Source organism: Bacillus sp. GZB (assembly GCF_001975995.1).
GTDB classification, from domain to species: Bacteria; Bacillota; Bacilli; order Bacillales; family Bacillaceae; genus Bacillus; species Bacillus velezensis.
On record NZ_MTQG01000021.1, the window covers coordinates 11,528 to 31,743 of the forward strand.

Here is a 20,216-nt window from a genome sequence, read left to right on the forward strand (position 1 = left end):
CAGAAAGAATCTTCATCGGCTGAGAGAGATTCATGCGTCATGTTTTAGAAGTGCGCCCTTAAGACCTTTGAAGAACATTTCTGCGGAAATCAGTATTTAAAGGCGGCCGCCGCCGTTACCGGCTTTTAAGTTGGGAAAACAGTGACTTGTTTTTCAAACAGAGTGGAACCGCGCGGTAAAAGCGTCTCTGTCATGTTTACATGCAGAGGCGCTTTTTTTATAGGCGGAAAAACAGACTGGAGCGGGGAGAGAATGGGGGGAAGCATGTGTTTTTTAAAATGCTAAAAGAAGACATAGATACAGTGTTCGATCAAGATCCGGCAGCAAGAAGCTATTTCGAAGTTGTTTTAACTTATTCTGGTTTACATGCTATATGGGCGCATCGGATTGCACATGCTTTATATAAACGGAGATTTTTCTTCCTGGCGCGCCTGATATCACAGATTGCCCGTTTCTTTACCGGAATTGAAATCCATCCCGGCGCGACTATCGGGAGAAGGTTTTTCATTGACCACGGTATGGGGGTCGTCATAGGGGAAACATGTGAAATCGGCAATAACGTGACGGTATTCCAAGGTGTCACTCTCGGGGGAACGGGAAAAGAAAAGGGGAAGCGGCATCCGACCATAAAAGATGATGCTTTAATTGCAACCGGAGCGAAGGTGCTCGGCTCTATTACGGTCGGGCAGGGTTCTAAAGTAGGGGCCGGCTCCGTTGTGCTTCGTGATGTTCCCGACTTTTCGACCGTTGTCGGCATACCGGGGAAAGTCGTCATTCAGAACGGAAGAAAAATCAAACGCGATCTCAATCACCAAGACTTGCCCGATCCGGTTGCTGACCGGTTTAGAGCATTGGAGCAGCAGATTTTTGAACTGCAGGCTGAACTGGAAGATAAAAAAGAAAGGATCAACCAAAAATGACCATTACACTTTATAATACATTGACACGGAAAAAGGAAACGTTCGTTCCTCTTGAGGAAGGCAAAGTAAAAATGTACGTGTGCGGACCGACTGTATACAACTATATTCATATCGGAAACGCCCGTCCGGCGATTGTGTATGATACCGTACGCAACTATTTAGAGTATAAAGGATACGATGTTCAATACGTATCGAATTTCACCGATGTTGACGACAAACTGATTAAGGCGGCCAACGAGCTCGGTGAGGACGTCCCGGCCGTTTCTGAACGGTTCATTAAAGCGTATTTTGAAGACGTGGGCGCCCTCGGATGCCGGAAAGCGGATCTTCACCCCCGGGTCATGGAAAACATGGACGCCATTATTGAATTTGTCAGCGAGCTGATTAAAAAAGGCTACGCTTATGAATCAGAAGGCGACGTCTATTTCAAAACAAGGGCCTTCGAAGGCTACGGCAAGCTATCTCAGCAATCAATTGATGAACTCAGATCAGGCGCGCGTATCCGTGTCGGCGAGAAGAAAGAGGATGCGCTGGACTTTGCTCTTTGGAAAGCTGCTAAGGACGGAGAAATTTCATGGGATAGCCCTTGGGGAAAAGGCCGCCCAGGCTGGCATATTGAATGCTCCGCAATGGTGAAAAAGTATTTGGGTGACGAAATCGATATTCATGCCGGCGGTCAGGACCTGACATTCCCGCACCATGAAAACGAAATCGCCCAATCTGAAGCATTAACAGGCAAGACATTCGCAAAATACTGGCTTCACAACGGATATATCAATATCGATAATGAGAAGATGTCAAAATCTCTCGGCAACTTTGTTTTGGTGCACGATATCATTAAGCAATATGACCCGCAGCTTTTGAGATTTTTCATGCTGTCCGTTCATTACCGCCACCCGATCAACTATTCGGAAGAGCTGCTTGAGAAAACAAAAAACGCGTTTAACCGCCTGAAGACGGCCTATAGTAATTTAAACCATCGTTTGATTAGCAGCACGAATCTGACTGACAATGATGAGGAATGGCTTGCTAAAATCGAAGAGCACCGCACTGCGTTTGAAGAAGCAATGGATGATGATTTTAATACGGCGAATGCGATTTCCGTTTGGTTTGATCTGGCGAAGCTCGCCAATTACTACATGCAGGAAGACAATACGGCTGATCACGTCATTAAAGCCTTTATCAGCATGTTTGACAGAATCGGATCTGTTCTCGGACTTACGCTCGGCGAAGAAGAGCTTGTCGACGAAGAGATTGAAGAGTTGATTGAGAAGAGAAATGAAGCCCGCCGCAATCGCGATTTTGCTTTGTCGGACCAGATTCGCGATCAGCTGAAAAGCATGAATATCATTCTTGAAGATACGGCCCAGGGAACTCGCTGGAAGCGGGGAGAGTAAGCGGATGCTTCAATTTGAACAAATCAAAGATTCAAAGCAGTTAAACGGTCTTGCGCTTGCTTATATGGGTGATGCCATTTTTGAAATATACGTCCGGCATCACCTGCTTAAGCAGGGCTTTACGAAACCGAATGACCTTCATAAGAAGGCGAGCCGGATTGTATCGGCAAAATCACAGGCAGACATATTGTTCAGCCTTCAGGACGAATCCTTTTTCACGGAGGAAGAGGAAGCCGTGCTGAGAAGAGGCAGAAACGCGAAATCAGGGACGACGCCTAAAAACACAGATGTACAGACGTACCGCCATAGTACAGCTTTTGAGGCTTTACTCGGATACCTTTTTCTTGAGAAAAGAGAAGAAAGACTGAATCAGCTGATTGCTGAGGCTATACAAGTCGGGACGTCAGGGAGGAAAACAAATGAGTCAGCAACATGATTACGTCATAGGAAAAAACGCTGTGATTGAGACGTTAAAGTCAGATCGCAAGCTGTATAAGTTATGGATGGCGGAAAACACAGTAAAAGGACAGGCGCAGCAAGTTATGGAGCTTGCTAAAAAGCGCGGCGTCACCATTCAATTTGTACCGAGGAAAAAACTCGATCAAATGGTAGAGGGGCAGCATCAGGGTGTTGTCGCCCAAGTGGCGGCATATGAATATGCACAATTAGACGAATTATATAAAAGAGCGGAAGAGAGAAACGAACAGCCTTTCTTTCTCATACTGGACGAGCTGGAAGACCCTCATAATCTCGGTTCCATCATGAGAACGGCTGACGCTGTCGGTGCACACGGCATCGTGATTCCGAAACGCAGAGCGGTCGGACTGACTTCGACAGTCGCAAAAGCTTCGACCGGTGCGATTGAACACATTCCCGTCGTGAAGGTGACCAACCTTGCCCGGACACTTGATGAAATGAAGGAGCGGGGGATTTGGGTCGTCGGAACGGATGCATCCGCCCGGGAAGACTACCGCTCTATGGACGGCAAGATGCCTTTGGCGCTCGTTATCGGAAGCGAAGGCAGAGGAATGGGCCGGCTTGTGAAAGAGAAATGTGATTTTCTCATTAAGCTTCCGATGGCCGGAAAAGTCACGTCTCTGAATGCGTCGGTAGCGGCCGGCCTTCTCATGTATGAAGTCTACCGGAAGCGCAATCCTTTAGGGGAATGAAGACAGATGGACATCCTGTTAGTAGACGGATACAACATGATTGGAGCTTGGCCGCAGCTAAAGGATTTAAAAGCGAACAGTTTTGAAGAAGCGAGAGATGTACTGATCCAGAAGATGGCGGAATATCAGTCCTACACGGGAATCAGAGTCATTGTGGTGTTTGACGCACACCTGGTAAAAGGCATAGAGAAAAAACAAACGAATCACAGAGTCGAAGTGATTTTCACACGGGAGAATGAAACGGCGGATGAGCGGATCGAGAAGCTTGCCCAGGCGCTGAATAATATTGCGACACAGATTCATGTCGCAACCTCCGATTATACGGAGCAGTGGGCGATTTTCGGACAAGGGGCTCTCCGTAAATCCGCCCGGGAGCTCCTGAGGGAAGTGGATACGATAGAGCGCCGGATTCAAAGGCGGGTTTCAAAGATCACTTCTGAAAAACCACCGGGTAAAATCGAGCTGTCCGAAGAGGTTTTGAAAACGTTTGAAAAGTGGCGCCGAGGGGGTCTGGATTAGGTTGACGCTTTTTCGCCCATTAATGTATAATATTTCTATCTACGTGCGCCGGGGGGATCGCAGTGAATCTACAGAACAGCAAGGGAAAGTTCAACAAAGTGCAATTTTGCCAGTTGGAGGACGAGCAGGTCATTGAAAAGGTTCATGTTGGGGATAGTGATGCGTTAGATTACTTGATTACGAAGTACCGTAATTTTGTACGGGCGAAAGCAAGGTCTTATTTTTTAATAGGGGCCGACAGAGAAGATATTGTACAGGAAGGGATGATAGGCTTATATAAGTCTATCCGAGACTTTAGAGAGGACAAGCTTACTTCATTTAAAGCTTTTGCAGAATTATGCATTACCCGCCAGATTATTACCGCAATAAAGACAGCTACCCGTCAGAAACACATTCCTTTAAATTCCTATGTTTCTTTAGACAAACCTATTTTTGATGAAGAATCTGACAGAACACTGCTTGATGTCATTTCAGGCGCTAAAACGTTAAATCCTGAAGAGATGATTATTAATCAGGAAGAATTTGATGATATCGAAATGAAAATGGGAGAACTGCTGAGCGATCTGGAGAGAAAGGTGCTTGTTTTGTACTTGGACGGAAGAAGTTACCAAGAGATTTCAGATGACTTAAACCGACACGTAAAATCAATCGATAATGCCCTGCAGCGCGTGAAGCGCAAGCTTGAAAAATATTTAGAAATAAGAGAGATCAGCCTGTAGCAGGTTTCTGTGTCATATTGACAGAATTTTTCTGACTGTGCTATTTTATTAAGATAAATGAATGTTTAGGAAAAGGTGTAACGACATGAGAAAAAAGATTACGCTGGCATGCAAAACATGCGGAAATCGTAATTATACGACAATGAAAAGCTCTGCATCAGCGGCTGAGCGGTTAGAAGTTAAGAAGTACTGCAGCACTTGCAATTCACATACAGCTCATTTAGAAACAAAATAGTGTTCGCTTTTTAAATTGTGGAGGTCTTTTACATGCGCATGATGAGTTTCTTTAAAGATGTTGGGAAAGAAATGAAAAAGGTTAGCTGGCCTAAAGGCAAAGAGTTAACGCGCTATACAATCACGGTGATTTCAACGGTTATCTTTTTTGTTATCTTTTTTGCCCTCCTTGATACAGGAATTTCTCAATTAATTCGTTTAATAGTTGAATAATGATCAGCAATACGTGCTATAATAGATCATAATATCGTTTGCCAAAACCCGTTCAGCGGGTTTTTTATTGTGTTGTTGAAAAAGGATTCATAGGCCCTGAGCCTATTTTTTGTTTTACACTTCATTTTTAAATGCGGGGAGGGAAGGACTGCAGAGTCCTGATAGAATGGAAAAGAATTGGTATGTTGTTCATACGTATTCCGGTTATGAAAATAAAGTAAAAGCAAACCTTGAAAAACGTGTGGAATCAATGGGAATGCAGGATAAAATTTTCCGCGTTGTCGTCCCTGAAGAAGAAGAGACTGATATTAAGAACGGCAAGAAAAAAGTAGTCAAAAAGAAAGTGTTCCCGGGTTATGTGCTTGTTGAAATCGTCATGACTGATGATTCCTGGTATGTGGTCCGCAACACGCCGGGCGTTACCGGATTCGTCGGATCAGCCGGTTCAGGCTCAAAGCCGACTCCGCTTCTTCCTGGCGAAGCGGAAACCATCTTAAAACGCATGGGCATGGATGAGCGGAAAACCGACATTGATTTTGAATTGAATGAGACAGTCAAAGTCATAGACGGACCTTTCGCCAACTTTACAGGATCAATTGAAGAGATTGATTATGATAAGAGCAAAGTGAAAGTATTCGTTAACATGTTCGGCCGTGAAACGCCGGTTGAACTGGAATTTACCCAGATCGACAAATTGTAATGTGAAAAAACTTGAAATTGCTATATATTAATGATAATATAGCAAAGGTACGTCTTGGACTAATCCAAGGCAGCTAGCTTGATATTTCGTCATTCATATAAAGAATGAAACCTTGAGTGGGAGGGTTTACCCTATTACCACATCACGGACTTAAGGAGGTGTGTCTCGTGGCTAAAAAAGTAGTAAAAGTTGTAAAATTGCAAATTCCTGCTGGAAAAGCTAACCCAGCGCCGCCAGTTGGACCTGCACTAGGTCAAGCCGGTGTAAATATCATGGGATTCTGTAAGGAGTTTAACGCTCGTACAGCTGACCAAGCTGGTTTAATCATTCCTGTTGAAATTTCGGTTTACGAAGACCGTTCATTTACATTTATTACAAAAACTCCGCCTGCTGCAGTATTGCTTAAAAAAGCAGCTGGAATTGAGTCTGGTTCTGGTGAACCAAACCGTAATAAAGTGGCAACCGTTAAGCGCGATAAGGTTCGCGAAATCGCTGAAACGAAAATGCCTGACTTAAACGCAGCAGACGTTGAAGCGGCAATGCGCATGGTTGAAGGTACTGCCCGCAGTATGGGTATCGTTATCGAGGATTAATTTGTTTCTTGTCGGGTTGCGAGTTTTCACAAGTTCGCAACCCTTATTCGTGGGAGGTTATTCCGCTATAACCACATAAGGAGGAAATTTTAAAATGGCTAAAAAAGGTAAAAAGTACGTTGAAGCTGCGAAGCTTGTAGACCGTGCGAAAGCTTACGACGTCGCTGAAGCAGTGGCGCTTACTAAAAAAACAAACACAGCTAAATTCGACGCTACAGTTGAAGTTGCTTTTCGTTTAGGGGTTGACCCTCGTAAAAACGATCAGCAAATCCGCGGTGCAGTTGTACTTCCTAACGGAACTGGTAAAACTCAGCGCGTGCTTGTATTCGCTAAAGGCGAAAAAGCAAAAGAAGCTGAAGCTGCCGGTGCAGACTACGTTGGCGATTCTGATTACATCGCGAAAATCCAGCAAGGCTGGTTCGAATTCGATGTAATCGTTGCGACTCCTGACATGATGGGTGAAGTCGGTAAAATCGGCCGTGTGCTTGGACCAAAAGGTCTTATGCCAAACCCTAAAACAGGAACTGTTACATTCGAAGTAGAAAAAGCAATCGGCGAAATCAAAGCTGGTAAAGTAGAATACCGCGTTGACAAAGCTGGTAACATCCATGTTCCGATCGGAAAAGTTTCTTTCGAGGATGAAAAACTTGTTGAGAACTTCACAACAATGTATGATACAATCCTGAAAGCAAAACCGGCTGCGGCTAAAGGTGTTTACGTGAAAAACGTTGCCGTTACTTCTACTATGGGCCCTGGTGTCAAAGTAGACGCTTCTACTTTCAACGTAAAATAATATTTGACTTTAGATCAGCATTCTGATATGATTCAAAATGTTGTAAAATATAATATGTCATTTATACCGTAGACAGCAGGGGCCGTTGAGGCTTAATATCCTGCCGAGGTGTATATATATCACAGCTATTACGTTACGTATGCTTGTATATACAGCCTCCATGTCCACATGGAGGCTTTTTATATGAAATCGTCGTCACAGTCGTGATCACCTAGCGGTATAAGTGTTACACAAAATCTACAGGAGGTGTAACCATGAGCAGCGCAATTGATACAAAAAAAGTTGTTGTTGAAGAGATTGCTTCTAAACTGAAAGAAAGCAAATCAACGATCATCGTTGACTACCGCGGACTTAACGTTTCTGAAGTAACTGAACTCCGTAAACAGCTTCGCGAAGCTAACGTAGAGTTCAAAGTGTACAAAAACACAATGACTCGCCGTGCGGTTGAACAAGCTGAACTTGATGGTTTGAATGATGTCTTAACTGGACCGAATGCGATCGCATTCAGTACTGAAGATGTTATCGCTCCGGCAAAAGTTCTTAACGAGTTCGCGAAAAATCACGAAGCTCTGGAAATCAAAGCGGGCGTTATCGAAGGAAAAGTATCTTCTGTTGAAGAAGTGAAAGCTCTTGCTGAACTTCCTTCACGCGATGGCTTACTTTCTATGTTGCTTAGCGTACTTCAAGCTCCAGTTCGCAACCTTGCACTTGCAGCTAAAGCAGTTGCAGACCAAAAGGAAGAACAAGGCGCTTAATCTGATTTTACCCTAAAATAAAACAAATGGAGGAATTTCAAATGGCTTTAAATATCGAAGAAATCATTGCTTCCGTTAAAGAAGCAACTGTACTTGAATTGAACGACCTAGTAAAAGCAATCGAAGAAGAATTTGGCGTAACTGCTGCTGCTCCTGTAGCTGTAGCTGGCGGAGCTGCTGCTGGCGGCGCTGCTGAAGAGCAAAGCGAATTCGACCTTATCCTTGCTGGTGCAGGTTCTCAGAAAATCAAAGTTATCAAAGTTGTTCGTGAAATCACTGGTCTTGGCTTGAAAGAAGCTAAAGAACTTGTTGACAACACTCCAAAACCACTTAAAGAAGGTATTGCGAAAGAAGAAGCTGAAGAGCTTAAAGCTAAACTTGAAGAAGTTGGCGCTTCTGTAGAAGTTAAGTAATCTTCACTTGCCTGTAGGGGAAGCTCGCTTTTATGAGGCGGGCTTTTTCTTTGCTTTTCTTTAAGTGCCATTAAAAAAGGAGGTTCTAATAATGAGTGAACACTATTATTCAGAAAAACCTTCAGTTAAAAGCGATAAACAGACATGGTCATTTACACTGCGGAACAGATCTTATACATTCACAAGTGACAGCGGCGTTTTCTCGAAAAAGGAAGTTGATTTCGGTTCGCGTGTCTTAATTGAAGCGTTTGAAGAGCCGGAGATCGATGGTGACTTCCTGGATGCAGGCTGCGGTTACGGCCCGATCGGTCTGTCGCTCGCCGGTGCATTTACAGACCGGACCGTGCACATGATTGACGTGAATGAAAGAGCCGTAGAGCTGTCAAATGAAAATGCAGAAAAAAACGGAATAAAAAACGTTCGGATTTATCAGAGTGATTTATTTTCAAATATTGATTCTGCTCAAACATTTGCTTCTATTTTTACAAACCCCCCAATCCGCGCCGGAAAAAAAGTTGTCCATGCCATTTTTGAAAAAAGCGCTGAGCATTTAAGGGCTTCAGGTGAATTGTGGATCGTTATACAGAAAAAACAGGGCGGGCCTTCTGCCATTGAAAAACTGAAGGAGCTTTTTGACGAAGTTTCTGTGGTTCAAAAAAAGAAAGGCTATTATATCATAAAAGCAAAAAAAGTTTGACTTGAATTTTCAGCTATGTTAATATTGTAAAATGCCAATGTATATATTTTGCATGATATGCTGAAATAATCATAGTGCATGTATAAATTATACAAACATGGAAATGCTAATAAAATCGGTATTTGTTTTTGGATGTGGTTTTCTTAATTAGAAACCCTTTTTTCTTTTGTCTTGTAAAAGTATTTCTTTATCGTAAGAGATGCTTATTACACATATAATACGCATGATTTGAGGGGTGAATCAGTTGACAGGTCAACTAGTTCAGTATGGACGACACCGCCAGCGCAGAAGCTATGCTCGCATTAGCGAAGTGTTAGAATTACCAAATCTCATTGAAATTCAAACCTCTTCTTATCAGTGGTTTCTTGATGAGGGTCTTAGAGAGATGTTTCAAGACATATCACCAATTGAGGATTTCACTGGTAACCTCTCTCTAGAGTTCATTGACTACAGTTTAGGAGATCCTAAGTATCCCGTTGAAGAGTCAAAAGAACGTGATGTGACTTACTCAGCTCCGCTGAGAGTGAAGGTTCGTTTAATTAACAAAGAAACTGGAGAGGTAAAAGACCAGGATGTCTTCATGGGTGATTTCCCTATTATGACAGATACCGGTACTTTTATCATCAACGGTGCAGAACGTGTTATCGTATCTCAGCTTGTTCGGTCTCCAAGTGTATATTTCAGTGGTAAAGTAGACAAAAACGGTAAAAAAGGTTTTACCGCGACTGTCATTCCAAACCGTGGCGCATGGTTAGAATACGAAACTGATGCGAAAGATGTTGTGTATGTCCGCATTGATCGCACACGTAAGTTGCCGGTTACGGTTCTTTTGCGTGCTCTCGGCTTCGGTTCCGACCAAGAGATTCTCGATCTCATTGGTGAGAACGAATATCTCCGCAATACACTGGATAAGGACAACACTGAAAACAGTGACAAAGCGCTTCTTGAAATCTATGAGCGCCTTCGTCCCGGAGAGCCGCCTACAGTAGAAAACGCAAAAAGCTTGCTGGATTCCCGTTTCTTCGATCCGAAGCGATACGACCTTGCGAATGTAGGACGCTATAAAATTAATAAAAAGCTTCATATCAAGAACCGCCTGTTTAACCAGCGCCTTGCAGAAACACTGGTGGATCCGGAAACCGGTGAAATTCTCGCTGAAAAAGGGCAGATTCTTGACAGAAGAACACTTGATAAAGTACTGCCATACTTAGAAAATGGAATCGGCTTCAGAAAACTTTATCCTAACGGCGGCGTTGTCGAGGATGAAGTGATGCTTCAATCCATTAAAATCTATGCTCCTACCGATGCAGAAGGAGAGCAGACGATCAATGTGATCGGCAATGCTTACATCGAAGAAGCGATTAAAAACATTACGCCTGCTGATATTATTTCTTCTATCAGCTACTTCTTCAACCTCCTGCACGGAGTGGGCGACACTGATGATATCGACCATCTCGGAAACCGCCGTCTGCGTTCTGTAGGTGAGCTCCTGCAAAACCAATTCCGTATCGGTTTAAGCCGGATGGAACGTGTCGTACGTGAAAGAATGTCTATTCAAGACACAAATACAATTACGCCGCAGCAGCTGATTAACATCAGACCTGTTATTGCGTCTATTAAAGAGTTCTTCGGAAGCTCACAGCTTTCTCAATTCATGGATCAGACGAACCCGCTTGCTGAATTGACGCACAAACGCCGTCTGTCAGCTCTCGGACCGGGCGGTTTGACACGTGAGCGCGCAGGTATGGAAGTACGTGACGTTCACTACTCTCACTATGGCCGTATGTGTCCGATTGAAACGCCTGAGGGCCCGAACATCGGTTTGATCAACTCATTGTCATCATTTGCGAAAGTAAACCGCTTTGGTTTCATTGAGACACCATACCGCCGCGTTGATCCTGAAACAGGAAAAGTAACGCCTAGAATCGACTACCTGACTGCTGATGAAGAGGATAACTATGTCGTAGCCCAAGCGAATGCTAAGCTGAGCGAGGACGGTTCTTTCTTGGATGACAGCATCGTAGCGCGTTTCAGAGGGGAAAACACCGTTGTAGCCCGCAACCGCGTGGATTACATGGACGTTTCTCCTAAACAGGTTGTTTCTGCTGCGACAGCATGTATTCCGTTCTTGGAAAACGATGACTCGAACCGCGCCCTCATGGGAGCGAACATGCAGCGTCAGGCTGTGCCTTTGATGCAGCCGGAAGCTCCGATCGTCGGAACGGGTATGGAATACGTATCCGGTAAAGACTCCGGTGCAGCCGTTATTTGTAAACACCCTGGTATCGTTGAACGGGTGGAAGCGAAAAACGTATGGGTGCGCCGCTATGAAGAAATTGACGGCCAAAAAGTAAAAGGCAACCTGGATAAGTACAGCTTGCTGAAATTTGTCCGCTCCAACCAAGGTACGTGCTACAACCAGCGTCCGATCGTCAGTGTCGGCGATGAAGTAGTCAAAGGAGAAATCCTTGCTGACGGACCTTCAATGGAGCTTGGCGAACTTGCTCTCGGCCGCAACGTAATGGTCGGCTTCATGACATGGGATGGTTACAACTATGAGGATGCCATCATCATGAGTGAACGCCTTGTGAAAGATGATGTATACACATCTATTCACATTGAAGAATATGAATCAGAAGCACGTGATACAAAGCTTGGGCCTGAAGAGATCACCCGCGATATTCCAAACGTAGGGGAAGACGCGCTTCGCAATCTTGATGACCGCGGAATTATCCGTATCGGTGCGGAAGTCAACGACGGAGACCTTCTCGTAGGTAAAGTAACGCCTAAAGGTGTAACTGAGCTTACGGCTGAAGAACGCCTTCTGCATGCGATCTTTGGAGAAAAAGCGCGTGAAGTCCGTGATACTTCTCTCCGTGTGCCTCACGGCGGCGGCGGAATTATCCACGACGTAAAAGTCTTCAACCGTGAAGACGGCGACGAACTTCCTCCGGGAGTGAACCAGCTTGTACGCGTATATATCGTTCAGAAACGTAAGATTTCTGAAGGTGATAAAATGGCCGGACGTCACGGAAACAAAGGGGTTATCTCGAAGATTCTTCCTGAAGAAGATATGCCTTACCTTCCTGACGGCACGCCGATCGATATCATGCTTAACCCGCTGGGTGTACCATCACGTATGAATATCGGTCAGGTATTAGAACTTCACATGGGTATGGCTGCCCGCTACCTCGGCATTCACATCGCGTCACCTGTATTTGACGGCGCGCGGGAAGAAGATGTGTGGGAAACACTTGAAGAAGCAGGCATGTCAAGAGATGCTAAAACAGTTCTTTATGACGGCCGTACGGGAGAACCGTTTGACAACCGTGTATCTGTCGGAATCATGTACATGATCAAACTGGCGCACATGGTTGATGATAAACTTCATGCCCGTTCTACAGGTCCTTACTCACTTGTTACGCAGCAGCCTCTCGGCGGTAAAGCCCAATTCGGCGGACAGCGTTTCGGTGAGATGGAGGTTTGGGCGCTTGAAGCTTACGGCGCAGCTTACACGCTTCAAGAAATCCTGACTGTGAAGTCCGATGACGTGGTCGGACGTGTGAAAACATATGAAGCCATCGTCAAAGGCGACAATGTTCCAGAGCCTGGTGTTCCGGAATCATTCAAAGTATTGATCAAAGAGCTTCAAAGCTTAGGTATGGACGTAAAAATCCTTTCAGGCGATGAAGAAGAAATAGAAATGAGAGATCTAGAAGACGAGGAAGATGCGAAACAAGCTGACGGCCTTGCATTATCAGGTGATGAAGCGCCGGAAGAAACAGCATCTCCAGACGTTGAACGTGACGCAGTAACGAAAGAATAGTCTCTGATTGATAAAGGCAAGTGACATCGGTTAATCCGAAGATAAAAAGGGAGGTAGGCCCCTTGCTAGATGTGAACAATTTTGAGTATATGAACATCGGTCTTGCTTCACCGGATAAAATCCGTTCATGGTCTTTTGGTGAAGTGAAAAAGCCTGAAACGATAAACTATCGTACATTGAAACCTGAAAAGGACGGCCTGTTCTGCGAACGCATTTTCGGACCGACTAAGGACTGGGAATGTCATTGCGGCAAGTACAAGCGGGTTCGTTATAAAGGCGTAGTTTGTGACCGTTGCGGAGTTGAAGTAACGCGGGCTAAAGTCCGTCGTGAGAGAATGGGGCATATTGAACTGGCTGCCCCGGTTTCTCACATTTGGTATTTCAAAGGTATTCCGAGCCGTATGGGTCTTGTATTGGATATGTCACCGCGTGCGCTGGAAGAAGTTATTTACTTTGCTTCTTACGTCGTAACTGACCCGGCCAATACACCGCTCGAAAAGAAACAGCTTTTATCTGAAAAGGAATACCGTGCGTATCTGGATAAGTACGGAAACAAATTCCAAGCCTCTATGGGTGCGGAAGCCATTAATAAACTTCTGCAGGACATCGACCTGGTCAAAGAAGTTGATATGTTAAAAGAAGAGCTGAAGACATCTCAAGGGCAGCGCCGTACACGTGCGATCAAACGCCTTGAAGTGCTTGAAGCCTTCCGTAATTCAGGAAACAAGCCGTCTTGGATGATCCTCGACGTGCTTCCGGTTATTCCGCCTGAATTAAGACCGATGGTTCAGCTTGACGGCGGACGTTTCGCAACGTCTGACCTGAACGACCTTTACCGTCGTGTCATCAACCGTAATAACCGTTTAAAACGTCTGTTAGACCTCGGCGCGCCAAGCATCATCGTTCAGAACGAAAAACGTATGCTTCAGGAAGCAGTCGACGCTCTGATTGACAACGGACGCCGCGGCCGTCCGGTTACCGGACCGGGTAACCGTCCGCTTAAATCTCTTTCTCACATGCTGAAAGGGAAACAAGGGCGTTTCCGTCAGAACCTTCTCGGTAAACGTGTAGACTACTCAGGACGTTCCGTTATCGTCGTAGGTCCGCATCTGAAAATGTATCAGTGCGGTTTGCCGAAGGAAATGGCGCTTGAGCTCTTCAAGCCTTTCGTCATGAAAGAGCTTGTTGAAAAAGGCCTTGCTCACAATATCAAGAGCGCAAAACGCAAAATCGAACGCGTGCAGCCTGAAGTATGGGATGTACTTGAATCTGTCATTAAGGAGCATCCGGTCTTACTGAACCGTGCCCCTACTCTTCACAGATTAGGTATCCAGGCTTTCGAACCGACGCTTGTTGAAGGACGCGCCATCCGTCTTCACCCGTTAGTATGTACAGCTTATAACGCTGACTTTGACGGTGACCAAATGGCGGTTCACGTACCTTTATCAGCTGAGGCTCAAGCTGAGGCGCGCATTCTGATGCTTGCGGCCCAAAACATCTTGAACCCTAAAGATGGTAAACCGGTTGTTACGCCGTCTCAGGATATGGTATTAGGAAACTACTACCTGACGCTTGAGCGCGCCGGAGCAGTCGGCGAGGGTATGGTTTTCAAAAATACGGACGAAGCGCTTCTTGCTTATCAAAACGGTTATGTTCACCTTCATACGAGAGTAGCTGTTGCAGCGAACTCCCTTAAGAATGTGACATTTACTGAAGAACAGCGTTCAAAATTGTTAATTACAACTGTCGGTAAGCTCGTCTTCAATGAAATTCTTCCGGAATCATTCCCTTACATGAATGAACCAACGAAGAGCAACATTGAAGAGAAGACACCTGACCGTTTCTTCTTAGATAAAGGTGCTGACGTAAAAGCTGTGATTGCTGAGCAGCCGATCAACGCACCGTTTAAAAAAGGCATTCTCGGTAAAATCATCGCGGAAATCTTTAAACGATTCCATATCACGGAAACGTCTAAAATGCTTGACCGCATGAAAAACCTCGGTTTCAGATATTCAACGAAAGCCGGCATCACAGTAGGGGTATCTGATATCGTCGTTCTCGATGATAAACAGGAAATCCTTGAAGAAGCACAAAGCAAAGTTGATAATGTCCTGAAACAGTTCAGACGCGGTTTAATCACCGAAGAAGAACGTTATGAAAGAGTCATTTCAATTTGGAGTTCAGCGAAAGATGTTATCCAAGGCAAACTGATGAAATCATTAGACGAAGTCAACCCGATCTACATGATGAGTGACTCAGGAGCCCGTGGTAACGCATCTAACTTTACACAGCTTGCGGGTATGCGCGGTCTGATGGCCAACCCGGCTGGACGAATCATTGAATTGCCGATTAAATCAAGTTTCCGTGAAGGTCTGACAGTATTGGAGTACTTTATCTCCACTCACGGTGCGCGTAAAGGTCTTGCCGATACCGCCCTGAAAACAGCTGACTCAGGTTACCTTACACGCCGTCTTGTTGATGTTGCGCAGGATGTTATCATTCGTGAAACAGATTGCGGAACAGACCGCGGTATTCTTGCAAAACCGCTCAAAGAAGGCACGGAAATCATCGAGCGTCTGGAAGAGCGTCTGATCGGACGTTTCGCCAGAAAACAGATCAAACATCCTGAAACGGGTGCTGTGCTCATTAACGAAAATGAATTGATCGATGAAGATAAAGCGCTGGAAATCGTTGGAGCCGGAATCGAAGAAGTGTGGATCCGTTCCGCGTTCACATGTAACACTCCTCATGGTGTATGTAAACGATGCTACGGACGTAACCTTGCAACCGGAACTGATGTTGAAGTCGGCGAAGCAGTAGGTATTATCGCCGCTCAATCTATCGGTGAGCCTGGAACACAGTTAACAATGCGTACGTTCCACACAGGCGGGGTTGCCGGAGACGATATCACACAAGGTCTTCCGCGTATCCAAGAGCTTTTCGAAGCGCGTAATCCGAAAGGTCAAGCGACGATTTCTGAGATTGACGGTACAATTGCCGAAATCAATGAAGTCCGCGACAAACAGCAGGAGATTGTTGTTCAGGGCGCTGTTGAGACACGTTCATACACGGCACCTTACAACTCACGCCTGAAAGTGGCTGAGGGTGATCAGATTACCCGTGGTCAAGTGCTGACAGAAGGTTCTATCGATCCGAAAGAACTTCTTAAGGTCACTGACCTGACAACGGTTCAGGAATATCTTCTGCATGAGGTTCAGAAGGTTTACCGTATGCAGGGGGTTGAAATCGGCGATAAACACGTAGAAGTAATGGTTCGCCAGATGCTTCGCAAAGTCCGTGTGATCGATGCCGGAGATACTGATGTTCTCCCTGGCACATTGCTTGATATTCACCAATTTACAGAAGCGAACAAAAAAGTGCTGCTTGAAGGCAATCGACCTGCTACAGGCCGGCCTGTCCTTCTCGGTATCACAAAAGCTTCACTCGAGACGGATTCATTCTTGTCTGCCGCATCATTCCAAGAAACAACACGTGTTCTTACAGATGCTGCGATTAAAGGCAAGCGCGATGAACTTCTCGGCCTGAAAGAGAATGTTATCATCGGTAAACTGGTTCCGGCCGGTACCGGTATGATGAATTACAGAAAAGTAAAACCTGTTTCAAACGTTCAGCCTTCGGAAGATATGGTTCCGGCTGAATAATAGAAACTGCTGCAGGAAAGGCTGTTTCGACAGCTTTTCCTCAGTATTACAATTATTCTGGCGGGGGACTGCACTAAAAAATGTCATACGTTGTTGACATCCGTCCCGCAGAGTGATAATATAACCAAGGTGCTCGAAATAAAACCTGTTACTTTGGAGGATATGTTTATGTCTTATGATAAAGTATCACAGGCCAAATCAATTATTATTGGTACGAAGCAAACAGTGAAAGCTCTAAAACGAGGTTCAGTGAAGGAAGTCGTCGTGGCAAAAGACGCGGATTCAGTTCTTACAGCTGGCGTTATCCAGCTTGCAAAGAACCAAAATACCGCTGTCTGTATGGTGGATTCCATGAAAAAGCTCGGCAAAGCCTGCGGAATTGAAGTGGGAGCAGCAGCTGTTGCCATTATGTTATAGCGTACTTTTTGTTTTTATATAAGATATCATTCTTGTGTAAAGACATTGTTTTTTGCCTAATGATGAACCACCTGGGTATGTGGGTTATAAAACGTAATGAAGGGAGGAACACAACATGCCTACAATTAATCAGCTAATTCGCAAGGGACGCGTGAGCAAAGTTGAAAACTCTAAGTCACCTGCACTAAACAAAGGATACAACAGCTTTAAAAAAGAGCACACTAACGTATCTTCTCCACAAAAACGCGGGGTATGTACTCGTGTGGGTACAATGACACCGAAAAAACCGAACTCAGCACTTCGTAAATATGCTCGTGTTCGTTTGACTAACGGAATCGAGGTTACTGCCTACATTCCTGGTATCGGTCACAACCTGCAAGAGCACAGCGTTGTACTGATCCGCGGCGGACGTGTAAAAGACTTACCGGGGGTACGCTACCACATCGTTCGTGGCGCGCTTGATACTGCCGGAGTTGAAAACCGTGCGCAAGGCCGTTCTAAATACGGTACGAAACGTCCTAAAGCAAAGTAATCAAATAAATCATTAAAACTATGAAGGGAGGATATTCAGATGCCACGTAAAGGTCCTGTAGCAAAAAGAGATGTTTTACCTGATCCGCTTTACAACTCTAAGCTGGTATCCCGCCTGATCAACAAAATGATGATCGACGGTAAAAAAGGTAAATCTCAAACAATCCTATACAAGTCATTCGATATCATTAAAGAACGCACTGGCAATGATGCAATGGAGGTTTTCGAACAAGCATTGAAAAACATCATGCCTGTACTTGAAGTAAAAGCACGCCGTGTAGGTGGAGCTAACTACCAAGTGCCTGTAGAAGTTCGTCCTGAACGCCGTACAACTCTTGGTCTTCGCTGGTTGGTTAACTATGCGCGTCTTCGCGGAGAAAAAACAATGGAAGAGCGCCTGGCTAACGAAATTCTTGATGCAGCTAACAACACTGGTGCTGCCGTTAAGAAACGTGAAGACACTCACAAGATGGCAGAAGCGAACAAAGCATTTGCTCACTACCGCTGGTAGGATTCATATAATCAAAATAATAATTCCCTAATAAGGAAGGAGAAATTACCCAATGGCAAGAGAGTTCTCCTTAGAAAAAACTCGTAATATCGGGATCATGGCTCACATCGATGCCGGTAAAACGACTACTACAGAACGGATCTTGTTCTACACAGGCCGTATCCACAAAATTGGCGAAACTCACGAAGGTGCTTCGCAAATGGACTGGATGGAGCAGGAACAAGAACGCGGTATCACAATCACTTCTGCGGCAACGACTGCACAGTGGAAAGGTTACCGTGTAAACATCATCGATACACCGGGACACGTAGACTTCACAGTTGAAGTTGAACGTTCACTCCGTGTACTTGATGGTGCGGTTGCCGTACTTGATGCTCAATCAGGTGTTGAGCCTCAGACAGAAACAGTATGGCGCCAAGCAACAACTTACGGAGTACCGCGTGTTGTATTTGTCAACAAAATGGACAAAATCGGCGCAGACTTCCTTTACTCTGTAGGCACTTTAAGAGACCGTCTTCAAGCTAACGCTCACGCAATTCAATTGCCGATCGGCGCTGAAGACAACTTCGAAGGTATCATCGACTTAGTAGAAAACGTTGCGTATTTCTACGAAGATGACCTTGGAACTCGTTCAGATGCGAAAGAAATCCCTGAAGAGTACAAAGAACAAGCTGAAGAGCTTCGCAGCAGCCTGATTGAAGCTGTAGCTGAGCTTGATGAAGAGCTTATGGAAAAGTACCTTGAAGGTGAAGAAATCACTATCCCTGAACTGAAAGCTGCTATCCGTAAAGGTACACTGAATGTTGAATTCTACCCTGTACTTGTTGGTTCTGCTTTCAAAAACAAAGGTGTTCAGCTTGTACTTGATGCTGTTCTTGACTACCTTCCTGCGCCAACTGATGTTGCTGCAATCAAAGGTGTACGTCCTGATACAGATGAAGAGATCGTTCGTCATTCTTCTGATGAAGAGCCATTCTCTGCACTTGCATTTAAAGTTATGACTGACCCTTATGTCGGTAAGCTGACATTCTTCCGCGTATATTCCGGTACACTTGATTCCGGTTCATATGTAAAGAACTCTACAAAAGGCAAGCGTGAGCGCGTAGGACGTATCCTTCAAATGCACGCTAACAGCCGTGAAGAGATCTCTACTGTTTACGCTGGAGACATCGCAGCTGCTGTAGGTCTAAAAGATACTTCTACTGGAGATACTCTATGTGATGAGAAGGATCTTGTAATCCTTGAATCAATGGAATTCCCAGAGCCTGTTATCGACGTAGCGATTGAGCCTAAATCAAAAGCTGACCAAGATAAAATGGGTATCGCTTTAGCGAAACTTGCTGAAGAAGATCCTACATTCCGTACACAAACTAACCCTGAAACGGGTCAAACAATCATCTCTGGTATGGGTGAGCTTCACCTTGATATCATTGTTGATCGTATGAAGCGTGAGTTCAAAGTTGAAGCTAACGTTGGTGCTCCTCAAGTTGCGTACCGTGAGACATTCCGTACCGGTGCAAAAGTTGAAGGTAAATTCGTACGTCAATCAGGCGGACGCGGTCAGTTCGGTCACGTTTGGATCGAATTTGAACCGAACGAAGAAGGCGCTGGCTTTGAATTCGAAAACGCAATCGTCGGTGGTGTTGTTCCTCGTGAATACATCCCAGCCGTACAAGCAGGTCTTGAAGACTCTCTTGAAAATGGTGTCCTAGCCGGATTCCCGCTAATCGACATCAAGGCGAAACTTTTTGATGGATCTTACCATGATGTTGACTCAAACGAAATGGCGTTTAAAGTCGCTGCTTCTATGGCATTGAAAAATGCAGTCAGCAAATGTAACCCAGTTCTTCTTGAACCAATCATGAAAGTTGAAGTTGTTATTCCTGAAGAATACATGGGAGACATCATGGGTGATGTTACTTCTCGTCGCGGACGCGTAGAAGGTATGGAAGCTCGCGGTAACGCTCAAGTTGTGCGTGCGATGGTACCTCTTGCTGAAATGTTCGGTTACGCTACTGCCCTTCGTTCTAACACGCAAGGACGCGGTACGTTCACAATGTTCATGGATCACTACGAAGAAGTGCCGAAGAGCATCGCTGAAGAAATTATCAAAAAAAATAAAGGCGAATAATTGATTTTGCCACTTA

At 45.0% G+C, this 20,216-nt stretch carries 20 protein-coding genes and 2 other annotated features (1 of these 22 cut by a window edge); all 20 genes read left to right on the forward strand.

The features are described from left to right. Positions 1-192 (forward strand) — a binding site (T-box leader) (it extends 42 nt beyond the left edge of the window). 74 nt (positions 193-266) lie between these two features. Further along, positions 267-920 (forward strand): serine O-acetyltransferase, encoded by a 654-nt coding sequence (cysE, locus tag BXO87_RS19535; RefSeq protein ID WP_003156410.1) that lies wholly within the window; start codon positions 267-269, stop codon positions 918-920. Further along, the gene (gene cysS, locus BXO87_RS19540; RefSeq protein WP_007615229.1) at positions 917-2,317 is read left to right on the forward strand and encodes a cysteine--tRNA ligase; all 1,401 of its coding nucleotides are present in this window, start codon (positions 917-919) and stop codon (positions 2,315-2,317) included. Before cysE ends, cysS begins: the two co-directional genes overlap by 4 nt. 4 nt (positions 2,318-2,321) lie before the next feature. After that, complete coding sequence (locus BXO87_RS19545) at positions 2,322-2,753, forward strand: Mini-ribonuclease 3 (protein WP_038456717.1); 432 nt, start codon at positions 2,322-2,324, stop codon at positions 2,751-2,753. Next, positions 2,737-3,486 carry a 23S rRNA (guanosine(2251)-2'-O)-methyltransferase RlmB gene (rlmB, locus tag BXO87_RS19550; protein ID WP_003156413.1) on the forward strand — a complete coding sequence of 250 codons (750 nt, stop codon included), beginning with the start codon at positions 2,737-2,739 and terminating at the stop codon, positions 3,484-3,486. The genes BXO87_RS19545 and rlmB overlap by 17 nt, the downstream gene beginning before the upstream one ends. Before the next feature lie 6 nt (positions 3,487-3,492). Then, positions 3,493-4,005, forward strand: a complete 513-nt coding sequence (rae1, locus tag BXO87_RS19555) for a ribosome-dependent mRNA decay endonuclease Rae1/YacP (RefSeq protein ID WP_003156414.1) — start codon at positions 3,493-3,495, stop codon at positions 4,003-4,005. A 62-nt stretch (positions 4,006-4,067) separates the two neighbouring features. Further along, on the forward strand, positions 4,068-4,724 hold the full coding sequence (gene sigH, locus BXO87_RS19560; protein WP_003156415.1) for an RNA polymerase sporulation sigma factor SigH: 657 nt from the start codon (positions 4,068-4,070) through the stop codon (positions 4,722-4,724). Positions 4,725-4,809: 85 nt separating this feature from the next. Next, positions 4,810-4,959, forward strand: coding sequence for a 50S ribosomal protein L33 (gene rpmG, locus BXO87_RS19565; RefSeq protein ID WP_003156421.1), 150 nt, complete (start codon positions 4,810-4,812; stop codon positions 4,957-4,959). Between the two features lie 32 nt (positions 4,960-4,991). Then, positions 4,992-5,171, forward strand: a complete 180-nt coding sequence (gene secE / locus BXO87_RS19570; protein WP_003156422.1) for a preprotein translocase subunit SecE — start codon at positions 4,992-4,994, stop codon at positions 5,169-5,171. Between the two features lie 166 nt (positions 5,172-5,337). Next, positions 5,338-5,871, forward strand: coding sequence for a transcription termination/antitermination protein NusG (gene nusG / locus BXO87_RS19575; protein WP_003156423.1), 534 nt, complete (start codon positions 5,338-5,340; stop codon positions 5,869-5,871). Positions 5,872-6,038: 167 nt separating this feature from the next. After that, positions 6,039-6,464 (forward strand): 50S ribosomal protein L11, encoded by a 426-nt coding sequence (gene rplK, locus BXO87_RS19580; protein ID WP_003156430.1) that lies wholly within the window; start codon positions 6,039-6,041, stop codon positions 6,462-6,464. A gap of 94 nt (positions 6,465-6,558) precedes the next feature. After that, positions 6,559-7,257 carry a 50S ribosomal protein L1 gene (gene rplA, locus BXO87_RS19585; RefSeq protein ID WP_003156431.1) on the forward strand — a complete coding sequence of 233 codons (699 nt, stop codon included), beginning with the start codon at positions 6,559-6,561 and terminating at the stop codon, positions 7,255-7,257. A 48-nt stretch (positions 7,258-7,305) separates the two neighbouring features. After that, positions 7,306-7,448, forward strand: a sequence feature (ribosomal protein L10 leader region). Between the two features lie 63 nt (positions 7,449-7,511). Then, complete coding sequence (rplJ, locus tag BXO87_RS19590) at positions 7,512-8,012, forward strand: 50S ribosomal protein L10 (RefSeq protein ID WP_007410396.1); 501 nt, start codon at positions 7,512-7,514, stop codon at positions 8,010-8,012. A gap of 41 nt (positions 8,013-8,053) precedes the next feature. After that, on the forward strand, positions 8,054-8,425 hold the full coding sequence (gene rplL / locus BXO87_RS19595; protein ID WP_003156436.1) for a 50S ribosomal protein L7/L12: 372 nt from the start codon (positions 8,054-8,056) through the stop codon (positions 8,423-8,425). 91 nt (positions 8,426-8,516) lie between these two features. Beyond that, positions 8,517-9,122, forward strand: coding sequence for a class I SAM-dependent methyltransferase (locus tag BXO87_RS19600; RefSeq protein WP_029325705.1), 606 nt, complete (start codon positions 8,517-8,519; stop codon positions 9,120-9,122). Positions 9,123-9,366: 244 nt separating this feature from the next. Then, a complete protein-coding gene (rpoB, locus tag BXO87_RS19605; RefSeq protein WP_038456721.1) occupies positions 9,367-12,948 on the forward strand; it encodes a DNA-directed RNA polymerase subunit beta in 3,582 nt (1,193 codons plus the stop codon). Positions 12,949-13,010: 62 nt separating this feature from the next. Beyond that, entirely contained in the window at positions 13,011-16,610 is a 3,600-nt protein-coding gene (gene rpoC / locus BXO87_RS19610; RefSeq protein WP_038456723.1) for a DNA-directed RNA polymerase subunit beta', read from the forward strand. Positions 16,611-16,778: 168 nt separating this feature from the next. Further along, the gene (locus BXO87_RS19615; protein WP_003156443.1) at positions 16,779-17,027 is read left to right on the forward strand and encodes a 50S ribosomal protein L7ae-like protein; all 249 of its coding nucleotides are present in this window, start codon (positions 16,779-16,781) and stop codon (positions 17,025-17,027) included. Between the two features lie 115 nt (positions 17,028-17,142). Continuing rightward, the gene (gene rpsL / locus BXO87_RS19620) at positions 17,143-17,559 is read left to right on the forward strand and encodes a 30S ribosomal protein S12 (RefSeq protein ID WP_003156445.1); all 417 of its coding nucleotides are present in this window, start codon (positions 17,143-17,145) and stop codon (positions 17,557-17,559) included. 39 nt (positions 17,560-17,598) lie between these two features. Beyond that, positions 17,599-18,069, forward strand: a complete 471-nt coding sequence (gene rpsG / locus BXO87_RS19625) for a 30S ribosomal protein S7 (RefSeq protein WP_003156447.1) — start codon at positions 17,599-17,601, stop codon at positions 18,067-18,069. Positions 18,070-18,121: 52 nt separating this feature from the next. Next, positions 18,122-20,200, forward strand: a complete 2,079-nt coding sequence (gene fusA, locus BXO87_RS19630) for an elongation factor G (RefSeq protein WP_007410399.1) — start codon at positions 18,122-18,124, stop codon at positions 20,198-20,200. Positions 20,201-20,216: the final 16 nt, after the last annotated feature.

Excerpts from the sequence above, each read along its gene's own strand:
- BXO87_RS19615 (WP_003156443.1), top strand. The coding sequence starts at position 16,779 with ATGTCTTATGATAAAGTATCACAGGCCAAATCAATTATTATTGGTACG.
- fusA (WP_007410399.1), top strand. The coding sequence starts at position 18,122 with ATGGCAAGAGAGTTCTCCTTAGAAAAAACTCGTAATATCGGGATCATG.
- rae1 (WP_003156414.1), top strand. The coding sequence starts at position 3,493 with ATGGACATCCTGTTAGTAGACGGATACAACATGATTGGAGCTTGGCCG.
- secE (WP_003156422.1), top strand. The coding sequence starts at position 4,992 with ATGCGCATGATGAGTTTCTTTAAAGATGTTGGGAAAGAAATGAAAAAG.
- cysS (WP_007615229.1), top strand. The coding sequence starts at position 917 with ATGACCATTACACTTTATAATACATTGACACGGAAAAAGGAAACGTTC.
- rplJ (WP_007410396.1), top strand. The coding sequence starts at position 7,512 with ATGAGCAGCGCAATTGATACAAAAAAAGTTGTTGTTGAAGAGATTGCT.
- rplL (WP_003156436.1), top strand. The coding sequence starts at position 8,054 with ATGGCTTTAAATATCGAAGAAATCATTGCTTCCGTTAAAGAAGCAACT.
- BXO87_RS19600 (WP_029325705.1), top strand. The coding sequence starts at position 8,517 with ATGAGTGAACACTATTATTCAGAAAAACCTTCAGTTAAAAGCGATAAA.
- rlmB (WP_003156413.1), top strand. The coding sequence starts at position 2,737 with ATGAGTCAGCAACATGATTACGTCATAGGAAAAAACGCTGTGATTGAG.
- rpsL (WP_003156445.1), top strand. The coding sequence starts at position 17,143 with ATGCCTACAATTAATCAGCTAATTCGCAAGGGACGCGTGAGCAAAGTT.
- rplA (WP_003156431.1), top strand. The coding sequence starts at position 6,559 with ATGGCTAAAAAAGGTAAAAAGTACGTTGAAGCTGCGAAGCTTGTAGAC.
- BXO87_RS19545 (WP_038456717.1), top strand. The coding sequence starts at position 2,322 with ATGCTTCAATTTGAACAAATCAAAGATTCAAAGCAGTTAAACGGTCTT.
- rpmG (WP_003156421.1), top strand. The coding sequence starts at position 4,810 with ATGAGAAAAAAGATTACGCTGGCATGCAAAACATGCGGAAATCGTAAT.
- nusG (WP_003156423.1), top strand. The coding sequence starts at position 5,338 with ATGGAAAAGAATTGGTATGTTGTTCATACGTATTCCGGTTATGAAAAT.
- rpsG (WP_003156447.1), top strand. The coding sequence starts at position 17,599 with ATGCCACGTAAAGGTCCTGTAGCAAAAAGAGATGTTTTACCTGATCCG.